The sequence below is a fragment of the Gammaproteobacteria bacterium genome (genome assembly GCA_032250735.1).
Taxonomy (GTDB): domain Bacteria; phylum Pseudomonadota; class Gammaproteobacteria; order SZUA-152; family SZUA-152; genus SZUA-152.
Genome location: JAVVEP010000032.1, coordinates 1 through 16,798, shown reverse-complemented (window position 1 = coordinate 16,798; position 16,798 = coordinate 1). Strand labels below are relative to the sequence as shown.

The 16,798-nt window shown below is 48.9% G+C and carries 13 protein-coding genes; 10 read left to right on the top strand and 3 right to left on the bottom strand.

What is annotated here, in order from left to right:
- The first annotated feature begins 50 nt into the window (after nucleotides 1-50).
- Nucleotides 51-299, top strand: coding sequence for a DUF2892 domain-containing protein (locus tag RRB22_13820; protein MDT8385480.1), 249 nt, complete (start codon nucleotides 51-53; stop codon nucleotides 297-299).
- Nucleotides 300-672: 373 nt separating this feature from the next.
- Entirely contained in the window at nucleotides 673-2,235 is a 1,563-nt protein-coding gene (locus tag RRB22_13815) for a sigma 54-interacting transcriptional regulator (GenBank protein ID MDT8385479.1), read from the top strand.
- 465 nt (nucleotides 2,236-2,700) lie between these two features.
- Here the strand turns inward: RRB22_13815 and RRB22_13810 are convergent, their stop codons facing one another.
- The 3 genes from RRB22_13810 to RRB22_13800 form a co-directional block, all read right to left on the bottom strand.
- Nucleotides 2,701-4,341: a methyl-accepting chemotaxis protein gene (locus RRB22_13810; protein ID MDT8385478.1), complete on the bottom strand. Its 1,641-nt coding sequence runs from the start codon at nucleotides 4,339-4,341 to the stop codon at nucleotides 2,701-2,703.
- Between the two features lie 27 nt (nucleotides 4,342-4,368).
- Complete coding sequence (locus tag RRB22_13805) at nucleotides 4,369-5,253, bottom strand: phosphate/phosphite/phosphonate ABC transporter substrate-binding protein (protein ID MDT8385477.1); 885 nt, start codon at nucleotides 5,251-5,253, stop codon at nucleotides 4,369-4,371.
- A 286-nt stretch (nucleotides 5,254-5,539) separates the two neighbouring features.
- A complete protein-coding gene (locus RRB22_13800; protein ID MDT8385476.1) occupies nucleotides 5,540-6,445 on the bottom strand; it encodes a GGDEF domain-containing protein in 906 nt (301 codons plus the stop codon).
- 288 nt (nucleotides 6,446-6,733) lie between these two features.
- On the opposite strand from RRB22_13800, the gene RRB22_13795 reads away from it, so the two are divergent.
- The 8 genes from RRB22_13795 (at nucleotide 6,734) to RRB22_13760 (ending at nucleotide 16,765) form a co-directional block, all read left to right on the top strand.
- On the top strand, nucleotides 6,734-7,258 hold the full coding sequence (locus RRB22_13795; GenBank protein MDT8385475.1) for a porin family protein: 525 nt from the start codon (nucleotides 6,734-6,736) through the stop codon (nucleotides 7,256-7,258).
- Nucleotides 7,259-8,012: 754 nt separating this feature from the next.
- Nucleotides 8,013-9,107, top strand: coding sequence for a DUF2157 domain-containing protein (locus RRB22_13790; GenBank protein MDT8385474.1), 1,095 nt, complete (start codon nucleotides 8,013-8,015; stop codon nucleotides 9,105-9,107).
- Entirely contained in the window at nucleotides 9,104-9,991 is an 888-nt protein-coding gene (locus tag RRB22_13785) for a DUF4824 family protein (GenBank protein MDT8385473.1), read from the top strand. Before RRB22_13790 ends, RRB22_13785 begins: the two co-directional genes overlap by 4 nt.
- Nucleotides 9,992-10,131: 140 nt before the next feature.
- The gene (locus tag RRB22_13780; protein ID MDT8385472.1) at nucleotides 10,132-11,028 is read left to right on the top strand and encodes a DUF2167 domain-containing protein; all 897 of its coding nucleotides are present in this window, start codon (nucleotides 10,132-10,134) and stop codon (nucleotides 11,026-11,028) included.
- Between the two features lie 275 nt (nucleotides 11,029-11,303).
- Nucleotides 11,304-12,878: an RNA-directed DNA polymerase gene (locus RRB22_13775; protein MDT8385471.1), complete on the top strand. Its 1,575-nt coding sequence runs from the start codon at nucleotides 11,304-11,306 to the stop codon at nucleotides 12,876-12,878.
- 82 nt (nucleotides 12,879-12,960) lie between these two features.
- The gene (locus RRB22_13770) at nucleotides 12,961-13,662 is read left to right on the top strand and encodes a hypothetical protein (GenBank protein ID MDT8385470.1); all 702 of its coding nucleotides are present in this window, start codon (nucleotides 12,961-12,963) and stop codon (nucleotides 13,660-13,662) included.
- A 564-nt stretch (nucleotides 13,663-14,226) separates the two neighbouring features.
- A complete protein-coding gene (locus tag RRB22_13765; GenBank protein ID MDT8385469.1) occupies nucleotides 14,227-16,428 on the top strand; it encodes a DEAD/DEAH box helicase family protein in 2,202 nt (733 codons plus the stop codon).
- The gene (locus tag RRB22_13760; protein ID MDT8385468.1) at nucleotides 16,418-16,765 is read left to right on the top strand and encodes a hypothetical protein; all 348 of its coding nucleotides are present in this window, start codon (nucleotides 16,418-16,420) and stop codon (nucleotides 16,763-16,765) included. The genes RRB22_13765 and RRB22_13760 overlap by 11 nt, the downstream gene beginning before the upstream one ends.
- Nucleotides 16,766-16,798: the final 33 nt, after the last annotated feature.

Genomic DNA, 16,798 nt, shown 5'->3' with positions numbered 1-16,798 from the left:
GCTTAGGCCGTTGCGTTTCACTAAGCTGAAACCCACAGGAGGATATGACGATGAACACATTATTAAGCAGAAATATGACGGATTACGAAGTAATCGGGCGATTGTTCACCGGTGCGGCCTTGATCTCCGGTGTCATGTTTTTTAGCGATACCGTTCCCCCCTGGGTTGCACTGGTGGCCGTCTATCCCGTGATGACGGCAATCACTGCCTGGGACCCATTGTATGCCACCTTGATAAAAATGCGTTCTTTTATCGTGCCGGCGCACCATGGTCATCGCAAGCTACCGCTCGCCAGCTGATGCTCTGCTAGGCTAAAACACAAGCTGAAAAAAGAGACAGATTGCAGCAAGGCCTGATCAATAGAATAAAAGTATTTGCACGTTATTTTCCCCCTCCCGGTTCGGTGTGCTATCGGCGCGTCGGGCCGGACTATTTATTCCACTCGCACTAAAGCGGTGCGCCTCAGCACAGTAGTGCGGCATTTGCTTGCCGGCTCATTCATTGTTCTAAATATTCCCTTCGTAAAATCAGCCGCTTATGAATTGTCATACTGGTATAACAGTTGCAACCTATTCTGGGTGGCAGGCGTGATACGTGTGATTGCTTGGAGTCCAATATTCATATTTTAAGCCATGCGGTTTTTAGTGTTTTTTCTATCAAGGAGGACGGGCAGTGAATGCAAATTTTCAGCACCAGCTATCCGCTGAAACATCGGATGTATTACTCGAAGCCTCACAACTTTTGGGAAAATCCCTGAACCCGGAGGTGACCATTGGGGCGATTCTGCAACTGTTGTCCATGCGCCTGCAGCTGTATAAGGGGCGTGTCATGCTACCTGATCCTGAAAGCGGTGAGTTGAAGATTCGTTACTTTGTCGATCTAAACAAAACGGAGAGGCAGCAGGCCGTGTATGCGCCTGGTGAAGGAGTGACCGGCCGCGTGATGGCCACGGGTCAGGTGGCGTTGATCCCTGATGTCACCAAAGAGCCGCTCTATCTTGCCCGCATTACCGACCTGTCGCATATGCCAGACAAAAAGCTCGCCTATATCGCGGTGCCCATTTTGCAGGACGATCTACCCATCGGTGTGCTCGCCGTGCAAACCCGTCGCTCCTGTGATTATGTCTTTGATCGGGATTTGTATGTATTACAGATACTCGCCGCGATGATTGGTCAACTGTCACGGATTCATGAGCTGGTGAATGATCACACCAAACAATTACTCAAAGCGAACAGCGCCTGTAAAGGGAAGGGTAAGGAAAAGGGCACCGTCTACGGCATACTCGGTGAGAGTAAGGCGTTGCGCAACGCCGTCGGCAAGGCCTTACGCGCAGCGGAATCCGATGCCACCGTTTTGCTGGTGGGTGAATCGGGCTCTGGCAAGGAACGCTTTGCCCGCATGATCCACCTTGCCAGTCAGCGTCGTGACCAACCCTTTGTGTGTGTCAATTGCGCTGCCATACCGGCGCAGCTGCTGGAGTCAGAATTATTCGGCCATGAAAAAGGCAGCTTTACCGGCGCGGATGCTTCGCGTGTCGGCAAATTCGAGCTGGCGGCCAACGGTACCCTGTTCCTGGATGAGATTGGCGACATGAGTCTCGACCTGCAAGCAAAAGTGTTACGTATAATGCAGGATAAAATGATTCAACGGGTGGGAGGAAATAAAGAGACCCAGGTAGACACCCGCATCATCACGGCGACCAACAAGAATCTACAACGCGCCGTGAATGAAGGCGCCTTTCGCGTGGACCTGTATTACCGTATCAATGTGATACGAATCGGGCTGCCGCCGTTGCGGGCACGTCGCGATGATATTCGGCTGTTAGCGTCTTATTTTCTGATTAGAGAAAACCAGCGCCACCATAGAAACGTCGTCATTGAAGCGAAAGGCTTATCCACCCTGGAAGAATATGACTGGCCCGGTAATGTGCGCCAGTTAGAAAATGTTATCGCCCGCACCGTTATCATGTCTGATACTTCCGCCGTTACCGAGCAAGATATTCAGGATATTTTGTGTGAAGAGGCCACGATTGATGTCGAGCCACCGCATTCCGCCAATGAGTCTCAAAACACTATTGCCGGCAGGCCGTATACCCGGGTTAATGGCAATGAGCGCCAGAGTATCGAGGATGCACTACGCATAGCCGGGGGCAATAAAACCCTGGCCGCCAATCACCTCGGATTGACACCACGTCAACTGTATTACCGGATGAACAAACTGGAAATCCCCTTGTAACGGCAATCGGCAGCGGGGCGAGAACCATTGTTTCTAATGAAGGGAAAAAGTATCAGTGCTGTCCTGTTAACTTTACTTCCGTCATGCCGGCGCATGCCGGAATCCAGTAATTCGTTAAACCAAAAGTAGGCGCTCTTAGGCGACCTCTGGATTATTCGCTTCGTTCACCCTTCGGGCCTCCTTTGGCGTTCAACGCGCTACGCGCTTATGTTCCGGCCTTTATGCCCTGAGGGTATGCGCCGGAATGCCCAAAGCGCTTCGCGGGGCAGGCTCTGACGAGAGAGGTTGCTAAGAATTCATGTCTCAAATCCAAAAAACACACTGTAGGCCCCGGAAAATAACCTATTACAATATGGCAGTGTCTGTTAACGGGACAGCAGTGGCCCCTTATAACTAAAACTTGCTAACCTGGAGCTGGTGACGGATCGGTAGGGGCGGACCCGCGTTTCCGCCCCCTGCGCGGATTTACACGCGGAACCGGCCGACGAGTCGTTGCAACTGACCGGCGATGTCGGCCAATTCGCCGCCGGCCTCGGCGGTGAGCTGGGCGTTGTCGGCGGTTTGACCGGCCACCGTCCGTATCTTGGTGACGCTGCGGTTGATCTCTTCGGCTACCGTGCTTTGTTCCTCCGCGGCGCTGGCGATCTGGGTGTTCATTTCGGTGATGGTGGCGACGGCGCCGACGATGTCATTGAGGGAATCCATGGCGCTGGATGCCTTCTCGGCGCTGGTCTGGGTGCGTTCCTGGCTGTTTTCCATGGCGGTCACGGCCTTGCTGGCACCTTTTTGCAGGCGCTCGATCATCTGCTGGATTTCCTGGGTGGATTGCTGGGTACGCGAAGCCAGCGTGCGCACTTCGTCGGCCACCACGGCGAAGCCGCGGCCTTGTTCGCCGGCGCGGGCGGCCTCGATGGCGGCGTTGAGCGCCAGCAGGTTGGTCTGTTCCGCGATGCCGCGGATGACGTCCAGCACCGTGCCGATGTCGTTGGCCTCCGATTGCAAGGCCTGAACGACTTCCGCCGTGGAGACGATTTCTGTCACCAGGCCGTTGATGACGTCGGTGGTTTCCTGCACCACGTTCTTGCCGTTGATGGCCGCCTCGTCGGCGTTTTGCGCCGCGACAGCCGCCTTCATGGCGTTACGCGAAACTTCCTGCACCGTGGCCGCCATTTCGTTGATGGCGGTGGCCAGTTGATCGGTCTCGGACTCCTGTTGCTGGGCACCCTGGCTGGTTTGCTGTGTGACGCTCGACATCTGTTCCGCCGTGGCGCCGAGCTGCACCGTGGCGCCGGTGATCTGATTGACGATGCCATGCAGGCCCTCCTGCATGGTCTGCATGGCCTCCAGCAGGCGACCGGTTTCGTCTTCGGAGTGGCTTTCCACCTGCACGGTAAGGTCGCCGCCCGCGATGCGCTTGGTGGCGTCCACCGCCACGCACAGGGGTTTCACGATACTGCGGGTGACCAGGTAAATCACCATCACCGCCATGACGGTGATGAACACGCTCAACAGAATCAGACTGATCAACGCCGAGCGATAGGACTTACCCTTGGTGTCGTGCATGCTGTTGAGGTTATTTGCGTTGCGCGTTTCCAGCTTGGCAAACTGGGCCTCGGTGCGGTTGTGGTTGAAACCCACCACCACTTTGCCCAGTGGATTTTCCTCGTAAACGATGGTCTTTTCCTGCACAGCATCCGCCGCGACGGTGGCCTTGTCGCCGGACTCTGCCAGGACGTTGCCGTCGGTGCTGATGAAGGCCACGTAAGAAACGTCCGGGTCCTCCGTGGCGACGGTGGCGTATTCCAGCAAGGCGCTGAGATCGAAGGAGGCGATGGCCGCGGGGGCGATCTTCGCCAGCATCTTGCCCAACTGCGCGGCCTTGAGCTGTTCCGAATCCTGGTTGGCCGCGACCTGGTCCGCGGCGATGTCCTTGACGATGCCGCTGGAGGTGTCCAGCAACGTCCCCAGGGTTCGGTCTTGCAGGTTGAGCACCACGGTGCCGCCGATGCCCATGAGGATGACCAGGGTGATGGCGGTGGCCGCGCTGAATTTCGCGGCCATGCCCATTTTTCCGAGGTTGCAGGTGGATATGATGGTGGCAATCATTGCGTTGTAACTCCCTGGGTGGCGACGTTATTTATCGTACGGCTTGATCTTCAATGCCTTCAACGCCGCCTTCATGCCGTCCAGCGACACGGGCTCCACGAAACCCTCGATATTGGCGTCCTTGGCGGCGTCATCCCCTGCCTTCAGGTTGATGCTGGCGGTTTTGATCTTTCCGGCCACACCGGCATCGGTGTTCTGCAGCGAGAAGAGATACCACTCGGGGTAGAGGTCGGTGGAGTGGAGGTGGGGAAAGCCGTCGCCTGTGCGCTGGTCCACGATTTCGAAATCCTCCAGCTTGATCTTGCCTTCCTTGGCCATGTTCTCCAGCAGGCCCGAACGCACGAAGGCGGCATCAATGACGCCGGCCTTGACGGCCAATACCAGGTCATCCTGCTTCTTGCCCTCCTTGAAAGAGGCGAAGTCTTTGTGGGGGTCGATGCCCTTTTGCATCAAGTGATACGTCTGAAACGTATAAGCGCCGGCCGCGGCACGGAATTTCAGCGACATGACCTTCTTGCCCTTCAAATCCTCGGCCTTGGTGATGCCGCTGCCCTTTTTCGCCACGATGACGCCCGCGAACTGGCTGCCGGATTTCTTGTTCAGCGTCGCCAGCGGGGTGGCCTGGTGGACATCCTGCAAAATAATGGCCTGGGTGGGATTGGCGAGGGTGAAATCCACTTGGTTGTCCGCGGCGGCGGTGACGAGGTCACGCGGGCCGTAGGGCTTGATCTCCACCGTGTCGCCGATTTGGCTGCTCAGGTATTTTCCGAAGGCGCTCCACTGTTTCATGGCGATGAGTTCGCCGCGGGGGGCGAGGACGCCGATGGTGACGGTGGCTTGTGCGGGCAGGCTCGCGGCCATGAGACTCGCCATGAGTCCGCCGATCAAGAGGGCTTTTTTCGAGGTATGCATGATCAATTCCTTGTTGGTTTTTATGTTTGTCCGACGGCCTGCCGCAAGGGCGCGCAGGTTTGTGCCCCTGTCTAACGGCAGATGGCGTATTAACTTTAGGGTTAATAGGAGTTTTTTTAGACGCGGCGCAACAGGAGATAGACGGCCACGTTCCCTCCGTTGCGAGGCTGTGTGGAGCTGTAAATCAATGGCTCAAAAATGATGGGTTGGGCGGCTGGGGCGCTACCGCGTGAGGGACGAACGTCGATTGGAGGGCTTTGTTGGGGGCCAGGAAACACCAGGAAATTTATTCATTGTGCATGTGATATCGATCGCGCCCTGCCTTCTTGGCTTCATATAGCGCGTTATCCGCATCTTTCAAGGCTTGGTCGAAAGTTATCGACTGACTTTCATCAGCTCGAACAAAACGTATTCCGGCGCTAACGGTAACAGTCAGTATTTTACCGTCGAACGAGACGCTAAGGTTACGGGTGCCGTCCAGAACGCGGTTGGCAAAGCGTTCCGCGGCTGTTTGGTCTGCACCGTGCAACATCACAAGAAACTCCTCTCCACCCCAGCGTACGGCAACGTCGGTCTTCCGTACGGTGTTCCGCAAAACCTCTGCAAACGCCGCAAGCACACAATCTCCTGCTTCATGGCCAAAAGTATCGTTTACATTCTTGAACTTATCGAGGTCTAGCATGACGAGCGCATAGCCGGATTTCATACGGTGCATCAAGGCTAAAGCACGACGCACTATTTGCTCGCCCTCGGTACGATTGGTTAATCCAGTCAGCCCATCAATCGTAGTTACATCACGCAAGGGTATGTGGAACTCCAGGATTCCACCCCCCAGGATTGGCAGACACTGAATCTTGTATCGTTCCACCCCTGTTTTTATTTGGTGGACATGAAGCACTGCTACCGGCCTACCCGAGAGTTCTGCATCCTGTTTGGGACAGTGCTCGCCATTCTCGTCGCAGGGGGTGTCGTAGCCGTGACTGATCTGATGGCAACATCCCTCTACCGATGCATATTCCTGCGCTGCCATTCTATTGCTAGCAATAACCCGATAATCACTATCGATATGCATAACCGGGAACGGCAATGCATCGAGCACAGGCCATGCGTTCTTTATACACTTGGGGGTAATTAAATTCGATTCAGAATTGTAGTCTTGCTTCCGGCGTACATTTAATCTTCCTTTCTTCACCGTATTATACCCCTCAGCGCCGAGTTCACTGGCGCGCTGCTTTCGCGTGAAAAAACCGGGTTAGAGAAAAAGCCGGGTCAGTGATGCGAAAAATTTACACTTGATAGTCAAACAGAGGTGCCGCAGGCAGGCGCAGCCCTCAACATGATGCTCGTCCTTGATGAATGGCCCTGTCCTGCGCCTGATTACTTTGCGTGTATGTGCGGCAGGAGACGGAAGCATAGCGGTCAGGGTGATATTTTCAACTCTTGCCGTATATCCAACTAATTAGGACAAGGAGATTTAGGTATGCGAATCAACAAACTCAGTTCTCTCGTCGGCTTGACGGCCGCGCTGGCGCTTGGTTCTATGGCCGCCGCACAGGCGCAAAGCCCCGAGATTTATGTGGGCGCCTCGTGGGGAGCCTATAGCATCAATGAAAGCGACCTGGACGAAAATGACGATGTGTTGAAGCTGGTCGTTGGCGGTCAGTTAAACGACTGGTTCGGCGTTGAAGGCTCGTGGGTTGATTTCAATCGCGTCATCGGCGGTAATGACAGGTTCGAATCTGATGGCAAGGGTCTGGCGGCGGTGTTTTCAATGCCGGTGGGGGATAGGTCGTCGGTCTTTCTAAAAGTCGGGCAGTTCTGGTGGGAATCAGACTCATCCCTGGGCGGTACGCTGGGCGCCAGTAGTGGCAACGATCCGTTCTGGGGAGCTGGCTTCAAGTTTGGATTTAGCGACCATCTCGCATTACGTCTCGACGCGGAACGTTATGAAGTGGCGAATGCCAATCTCAATGCCTACATGGTCGGTCTCGAGTTCAAATTCTGACATGTGGTGTAAAAACCGGATCAGAAAATAATTGTTTCTAACTATTACCTGGATCCGTGGTTAAGCCACGGATTCAGGTATTAGAGAAAAACCTCTTTGCCCCTGTTTTTCCAGGCGAACAAAAAAGCCCCTTTTAATGGGGCTTTTTTGTTCATTAAATCCGATTCTGCGACCAGTGCGTTCAACAACAGTGCCGGCGTCCCACAACCACGCTGCGGATCTCAAAGCCAACACTGCCGGCGGCCCCCGCCGACCCGTCCCAGCGCCACGTCAAAACTGTCCAACGTCCCGGTCATACCAACGGTAGCTGCACAATAAACCAACGAGGCTGGCTCGGTAAGTTTGTTTGCGTTAGCTAATGGGTTATTTATGGTCTGTGCCTCATGGTCCCTTGCAAGGGTCGGGCGGATTGTTTGGGCCAAAAAGTTGCAGTGCGCTAACCGACCCCACTCGTCAGGTATGCGGCAGGTCAGGCCACGGAGCCGAGCGAACGTAGGTTCGTCATCAGGGCCTGAGGCTAAAACCGACGTACTCAGCCCCATCTTGCTGACGGCCAAATAACGGATATCTGACGCTTTGTAGGCTATTTCCTACAGAATATCTGCGCATATTGTGAGAGTATCGCAGTAGGGAAGGGGGTGCCGCCTGATGTGGATCTGCCCGGCGTCACGGACAGCGATCAGTCCTCCACACTCAGCGGCTAATAAAAAAACACGAATATAAGAAGAACTATAGCGTCGAGTTAACACACGCAATGTCATTACTTTCAAATCCAGGGCTCTCAAAATTTGCAGCCCAAAAGCGCGCCGACCAGGTAAAGGCCTTTCAGGATGAATTGGCCCTGCTGAAAGGTGACGGCGTGCTGTCACTCACGGAAGAACAGGCGCAATCCGTCCACGCCTACCATCAAACCCTGCTCAGCCAATACAGCGACGATTTCGATATCGATCAGGACCAGCGCGAAAAACAACTCTCGCTGGGCATGCGCATCGCCTCCTTCCTCGGCGCCCTGGCTCTGGCCGCCAGTGTGTTTTTCCTGTTCTACCAATTCTGGGGCAAGCTCTCCACCACCAGCCAGGTCGCGATTCTGATCGCCGGCACACTCGCCACCTTCATCGCCACGCTGCTGGTCGCCGAAAGGGAAAAGACCGGCTATTTTGCCAAGCTCGTCGGCCTGGTGAGCTTCGCCTGTTTTGTGCTGAACATCTCCATGCTCGGGCAGATGTTTAACATCACGCCCTCGGACAACGCCTTTATCGTCTGGGGCGCCTTCGCCTTTCTGCTGGCCTACACCTGCGACATCCGTTTGTTACAGGCGGCGGGCATTCTCTGCGTCATCGGCTTTGTCTCCGCGAGAGTAGGCACCTGGAGCGGCATGTACTGGTTGTCGTTCGGCGAGCGGCCGGAAAACTTTTTCCCCGCCGCCATCCTGTTATTCCTGTTCCCGCAGTGGGTGAATCATGCCCGCTACTGGGGATTCGCGCCGCTGTATCGGGTGTTCGGCCTGTTGAGTCTTTTCCTGCCGATACTCGTGCTCTCGAACTACGGCCGAATCAGTTACCTCGCAGTAGACACGGAGGTGATCGAAGGCCTCTATCAACTGGCCGGTTTTGTGCTCAGCGCAGCGGCCGTGTGGTGGGGCATACGCAAGCACTGGAAAGACACCATCAACACCGGCAACGTCTTTTTTGTAATCTTCCTCTATACCAAATTCTTCGACTGGTGGTGGGAGATCATGCCCAAGTATCTGTTCTTCTTCGTCATCGGGCTCACCGCCGTACTGTTTTTGCTGGTCTTCAAACGCCTGCGGGCGAAGGGCTTCTTTGACTTCACGGAGGCAAGGCAATGAGCCTCTTGGGTCAAATAAGCGCCATGCGCCACATCAAAGCCCTGCTGCTCGGCGCAGGACTGATCATCCTGACCAACGCCATCGTCCTGGCCGGTGTGGCCTACAACCGATCCGGCGAACTCGACAGCACCATCACCCTCACCGAACGCGAACTGAGCCTGCCGTATTACTACCGCGGCAACGCTGAAAACAGCGGCATTCAACTTCAGTTAATGCACCGCTACGATAACAGTGGCTATTTCCGCAGTGACTATGAATCACCTGAAATCCTGGACTGGTTCAACAAGGAAAAGCTGGCCGAGCTGGGTTTTGATGTGTCGCAAGCCATCAGCGCCGACCAGCACAATCGTCACTATCAAAGGCTTAGGGAAAAGCAAGTCATCCTCGCGCTGGAATACAACGGCAAGGCCTATCAAAGTGTACTGGAAGCCGCCCAGCAACATTACGACAAGCTGCTGGCAGAGCAGTCGGCCGAGCAAGACAATAACAAGAAGAACAACAACTACAAACTGAAACAGGCCGAAGAAAACCTGGCGCGAGAAAAGGCCTCGGCATCACGACTGTTCGTCATCGACGCAGGACTGGACCATGACACGTTACGCACAAAATACGCCGACCGAACAAAATACCTGTTAATGAAAGGCGTAGTGATGGCGCGCGTAGCGAGCGAAGACGCAAGCAAACCAAGGCTCATCGGTTACATCAAATCACTCAGCAACCCCTATATCCACGTGCCATTGCAACACCACGCAGTGATTGAAGCAGCAGCGACAGAGAGAGCGCATCGCCAACCGGATGAACCACCACGACTTGAAGCGACGATTAATGTAGGGCAGCGGCTGGAGCCGTGGTTGGTTGGGGTGAAGGGGCTGAAAGAGGAATAGGGTCGATTTGTTCGTAAATCAGTCAGGTAGGGTGGGCATGTGTTCTGTGCCCACGCGGAATGTGATTTAAAGGGCGCTGATCACATTAGCCCGCTATTTAACGTGGCCCTGTTTAACATAACAAGAACAAGGAAATACTCATGAAATTACTATCAGGACTGTCGATTTTCATCATGCTGATGATGCCATGTGCCTATGCGGATACGGGTACTGATACTGATGCGCAGGAAGAGAGTATTACGGCAGCGGAATTTGAGGCGTCACTTAACTATCAACAAGGGGTAATTAATCTGCCAGGTGGTAAGGCCACGCTACAGGTGCCAGAGGGTTTTCGTTATATCGATTCTGATGATACACAACGGGTTTTGGAACAGGCCTGGGGCAATCCCGATGGGACAGGAACGCTGGGCATGTTATTTCCCGCCAAGCTTGGCCCAACCGATGATAACAGTTGGGGCGTGGTGATTACCTATCAAGATGATGGCCACATTTCAGATGAAGATGCGGACTCTATTGATTATGCGGACCTTCTCGAAAACATGCAGGCGGAAACAGCAGAGGACAGTAAGGAGCGCGTTGAGGCCGGTTATGAGCCTATCAGCCTGGTTGGTTGGGCAGAAATGCCCAGTTATGACCCAGTCACTAAAAAGATGTACTGGGCAAAGGAGCTAATGTTCGGCGAAGAAGGGGAGAGTACGCTTAATTATAATGTTCGCGTATTAGGCAGAGAGGGTGTGCTGGTGCTTAACGCCGTCGCCGGCACGGATCAATTGCCGACGGTAAAAGAATCCATGCAGGACGTGATTTCCTTTTCCAACTTTACCGAGGGGAATCGCTACGCCGATTATGACCCTGACACTGACAATGTTGCCGCCTACGGCCTGGCGGCCCTGGTGGGCGGTACGATGGCCGCCAAGACAGGCTTGCTTGCGAAACTGATCGCTTTGCTCGTTATGGGTAAGAAATTTATTATTCTGTTTGTTATCGCTATTGGGGTTTTCCTGAAAAAGATGTTAAGCCGCAAAAAGGCTGAGTAGAGCGTTTAACAAAATTTGGATTAAATGGCTAAAGGGCTCAGACCCCTTTAGTCCGTTGAGTTAAAGGGCTCTGACCCCTTAGTTGTAGCTGTAATTGGCCTTTTGCTGACAATAATTTTTGGCTTAATGAGTATATTTAACGGGCCAAGCGAGCAAGAATTGGTACAAAAAATTGCATCTCAAATCGAGCTAAACAACTCTAACAAGTCAATGCAGCCGACTGCTAAAGAGTCGGCTTATTGAAGCATTAGCAATCATTCCAAGGAAACTTTAACGTGTTGACCATTAGGGAACAAAGTTACAACTGGGCAATAAACCATGCACTAAACCTTGGTGATACAGATGTATTTCCTGCGCCATTTGAATACCAAGCTATCAACCATGATTGGGATGCTGTTAAAACACAATTGCTGAGTGAAGATGTGTTGAGCTGGCGCACTCGCCCTGCACGAGCCTTACTTTCGCCTAAGGCAAAATATGGTTTTCGTACTATCACTCAACTTGACCCATTGGACTTCCTTATTTATAGCGGGCTAATCTATGAGATTTCCGCTGAACTTGAAAGCCGCCGAGTTCCCATACAAGATGAAATTGTTTTTTCATACAGGGTCAACACGAACCAAAATGGCCAACTCTTTGATCCTAATATTGGTTATCGTCAGTATTTAGATAAGTGTCGAAGAAAAATAGCCACTGCATCAGTTGATTCTTTTGTGGCAGTAACTGATATTTCTGATTTTTACTCACGAATTTATCATCATAGGCTTGAGAATGCGTTACGTGCCGCAACGACAAATTCAAATCATATTTCTGCCCTAATGAGGCTGCTATCCGGCTGGAATGGCACGGAAACATTTGGAATACCTGTTGGTTGTGCACCATCAAGGATACTTGCGGAAATCACTCTTTCTGACGTTGATGAAGCACTACTTGCTAACGGAATTGATTTTGTTCGTTTTAATGATGATTACAGAATATTTGCCAGCACCCAAGTTGAGGCATACCAACATATTTCATTCTTAGCAGAAACTCTTTTTCGTAATCATGGCCTATCTCTTCAACAGCAAAAAACGTCAGTACTACCCGTTAACGATTTTAAAAATCAATTCCTCGCAACCCCATTGGACCGAGAAATGGACTCTCTTCATGAAAAGTTTCATACGTTAATCGAAGAGCTAGGAATGGAAAGCTGGTACGATGAAATTGATTATGACGATCTGAACGAAGAGCAACAGGAGCTTATAGACACCTTGAATCTTGGGGAGCTTTTTCGAGAAGAAACTCAATCAGACGAACCAGATATACCAGTTGTGAAGTTTTGCCTTCGGCGTCTTGGTCAGCTGGGTGATGATAGCGTTGTCGAAGATATATTCGATAACCTAGAGTCTCTTATTCCTGCATTTGTTGATATTGTTCAATATTTTAAGAGTTTGCGATTTTTGAATAAAGAAAGTCGTTCTCAATTAGGCGGTAGGTTATTGGCTTTATTGAAAGATTCTATGGTTAGTGAGCTGGCGTACCATCGAATGTGGATAATGCATGTTTTTACTGAGTCTCGTGAATGGGATAACGAAGGAAAATTTGTTGGTCTGTATAATCAAGAGAGAGATCAAGCTTGCAAGCGAAAACTGATACTGGCTATGGGACGCTCAGAACAACGGCATTGGTTTCAGTCGCAATGGCGAACGTTATTTGAACATCCACACTGGCAACGACGTGCTGTACTCGCAGCGGCAAGTTGTATGCCTGCCGATGCGCGTAGACATTGGTATCGTTCAGTTGAACCACAATTAGACTTGTTGGAGCGAGCAGTAACACGCTGGGCTCGTGCCAATCCGTTTAGCCCATGAAAGCTAACAAACGACTGCTGTCGGACAAATTTTCCGCAGAGCGCGGCGTTAGGGGAAAACTATTGGTTCCACGGAATAAGCGATGATCGACATAGGATCCACCAACTTTCTGATCAAAGTGCCGAGCTTGCCGCGAGAAGAGTTTGAGCGCTATTCCACAAACTTATTCGATGAATGGGAACGGAGCGTAGAGAGGACCCTTATTCTTCCAGACTATTCGATATCCTTAGATGTTGAAGAGGGATCAATTAAAGGTGGAGGAAAAATAGCCATTGCACTTGGTGCTCTCTATTTGGGAATTGGACAATATGGTGACTTTATTTCTGGGCTTGAAACAATATGTGGACAAGTCTCCTATGTGAGTAATGCGTTATTTGAAAGTGCCAGGTCGCCGTTCGGCGGTAGTAATGTAAATGCAAAGTCACGAAGAAGCGGAGGCGCTCTATCTCGGTTGCATACACTGTTCGATAAGGTTCAGAGAGGTGTTCTTACAACTAATGAAGCGATGATAGAGGCAAGAAATCTGTTCGGAAAAGAGGGCGATGAAAATCCAGAGTTCATTTGTGAATTGCAAGATCAGTTTGAAGATGCGCCTAGGTATCCCGAACAGCTAAGCCTTATCAGTGAAGAATGGGTTGAATGTGGAGAACAACCAATCGAAGACAAGAAGAAAATTCCGCAAAAACCTCAGCCAAAACCAATTCCTTTGCCGCAGCAGTACCGTGTAGAAATCTGGCGAGAGTCTAAGAAAGATAAGAAGCATGTAAAGGTCACTAAGCTATGATTCCAGCTAAAGGGGTCTGAGCCCTTTAACGATATTTAGAATAAAACCGTGTCAGAGAGCAATTGTTTCTAATATTAGAGAATATTGCTCTCTGACCCGGTTTAATTTCTCTTCCAGGCAAAGCTTGCTGATGAGCCGGTGGAATTCCGGCGAAAAGGGAAGTTATTACAATTCATAAAAAGGAGTTGATCATGGCTGTTAAACATACACCAACGGATATCGTTCATCAGGGTAGTAAAGGTGGAACGACTGGATGCGGTACTGACACTAAGAAGAATGCTGATCATTGGGTGCAATCATCACAGCGAATTACATGTGATAAAAATGGTTGCAAAAATTAGCTGATTTCGTAATTAGCTTAACATGCAAAGGTAGCGGACGGCTTTGCCGCCCGTTGCCTTTTTGTGCTGGGTTACATGAGTCAGGTAGGGTGGGCACGTGTTCCGTGTCCACGCGGAATGTGATTTAAAGGGCTCTGACCCCTTTAGCTCTGCTTTAGCTGCAGATTGCAGCACTATTGCTATATATAATAGCCTAATGAAGAAACTCGACGGAGAAGTATAATTGCTTATTGAAAATTTTAAGGATGTTGATTTATTAGGCGATAAGGACTTTGAATTCTTCGTTAAAGACTTGCTTGAAAAATCAGGTTGGACTGATGCAGTTATTACAGAAATTGGTAAGGAATATAAACATGGTGATGGAGGTGTTGATATATTCGCCTACAAAGCTGGCCGTAAATTTGCTATTGAAGTAAAACAAAGAAATATTCAATCTAACGTAGATGTAAAGGCACTAAACCAATTGGTGGCTGGAGCTAAACTAGCGAACGTTAATCATATGATATTAGTGACGAACTCTTATTTTACTTCTGAGGTCCAAGTCAGAGCTTTACGATTAGGTGTTGAGCTAATTGATCGGGATGGATTGAAAAGTCTTTGGGTGCAAAAACACTCTGAGATAGGTAGGGATATTAAACCTAGAAAATATCAGACACAGGTAATTCAAGAAGCAGTAAACCAATACAATATTGGAAAAAATAAAATCTTAATAGAAATGGCAACTGGTTTAGGTAAAACTTATACCGTTGCGTTATTAATCAAAGAGTTAACTAAAAATATCTCAAAACGTCCTAGAGTAATGTTTGTTGCTCATCAGATTGAAATATTACTTCAATCGGTTACAGCCTTTAAAAATGTATTTGGTGTCGGTTCATATAGCTTCTCAGCATGCTTTTCTGGCTCTTTTCCTGAAGAAACTGATTTCGTATTTGCAAGTTTTGATACGTTATATAGTCAATTAGATGATTTAAAAAAAGAAACTTTTGATTATATTATCGTTGATGAGGCGCATCATACACCTGCAAGAACTTATTCCGAAGTAGTAAAAAACTTCTCTCCAAAGCTATTGATAGGGCTAACAGCTACGCCTTATCGGTCAGATGAAAAAAATGTAACTGATTTTTTTGGGGGTAGTGATGGTCATATAGGTAAATATGACTTGGTTTGGGGGCTGAAACATAAAAAGCTGGCATTTCCAAAATACATTGTTTTATTGGATGATTTGGATCAGAGCAAGATTGATCAATTAGATAGCGGCTTATCTATTAGCGATCTTGATAAGAGGTTATTTCTTCATAAAAAAGATGAAGAAGTGGTTAAAATTATTGAAACTACTGTTAGCAAGAAAAATATAGAAAATGTTAAGGGCATAGTGTTTTGTAGAAATATTCGCCATTTAAAGCATTTGCTTGGGTTTTTTGAAATGGGGACTGCAACTTGTGTACACTCTAAAATGAATGATCAAGAGCGAAGAGAAAATATAAGAAATTTTCGAGAGGGTAACTATAAATATATCCTAGTTTGCGATCTTTTTAATGAAGGTATTGATATACCTGAAACAAACCTTTTAATCTTCATGCGTTATACAGGCTCAAGAACAATTTGGTTGCAACAACTTGGACGAGGATTGCGAAAAACACCAAACAAAGAATATGTGCATGTGTTAGATTTTATTGGTTCTTTAGAGCGATTAAATGAAGTAAAGGCACTATCCAAAGCAGTTAAAAATAAAAAATTAGAAAAAGAGCACTTGGAGGATTCAGAGGAAAAAAATGATAAAAAGCAGGTGGTTCATGATGGCTCACTTGAAGTCCATTACAGCGAGTCTGCGGCTAAAGTGTTAAAGCTTATAGAAGAATTGAAATATCGTTTAAATACTCGTGAAGCCTTAATAGACAAAATTAGGTGCTATAGAGAGCAAGAATTTCAAATACCTGAAATAAGTGATATTGAAGAAGTTATTGATGACGTATCTTCCGACCAGCTTTCTACATATTTTGATTCGTATTATGGATATTTAACCGCAGCATTTGATACTGACTTTGACATGCTAACTATGAAATCTCGCGTAGGTGGCTTTGTAGAAGAATATATTTCAAATAATGGTGTTGAGCCTAGCTTACGAGCAATATCGTTAAATTTTTCGTTCAAAAGTTTGCTCGAGTTTACAGAAAACGAAATTTCAGAATTAATACCTAAAGTTTCAAAAATACCTCCTTCCGATAGGGGTGAAAATAAAGAGCAATCAAGAAGCTTAAAAAACCCTACAGGAAAGAAAGATAGTTTGGTGAGGCAATATATGGGAATGGTTTCTAGCCGTGGAGATATTAAAAAATTATCAAATTTAGAGTTGGTTGAAATAAAAAAAGAATTTCCGTCTATATCTTTATTTTTAAAAGCTTTGAAAGGCTTAGATGATGAATGACAAAGCAGTTTTTAAAGGGTCAGGCACAAATGATTGTCAGGCTCTTTTTAATGAGCTAAAAAACATTTTGCTAGAAAATGGGTTCTGCGATCCAAACAAGAAATATATTAATCTTTTGGATTTAACTGAAGAGTTAGATTCAGAACAGTATTTATGGCTCAGAAACGAAATTATTTTTAAAAAAATTATGAGTCAATTTTGCATTATTAAAAGCAACACTAATTCAGCTATTGAGCAAGCAATAATTAAAGAAGAAGCAGGGCGATCAACTATTAACCTTCCTAATCCTGATACCTCATTAGATGACGTTTATTTTAAGGCTCTTCAGCAGAATTAGTGGGTAAAAACCACCGGGAATTTTGAAACAGGA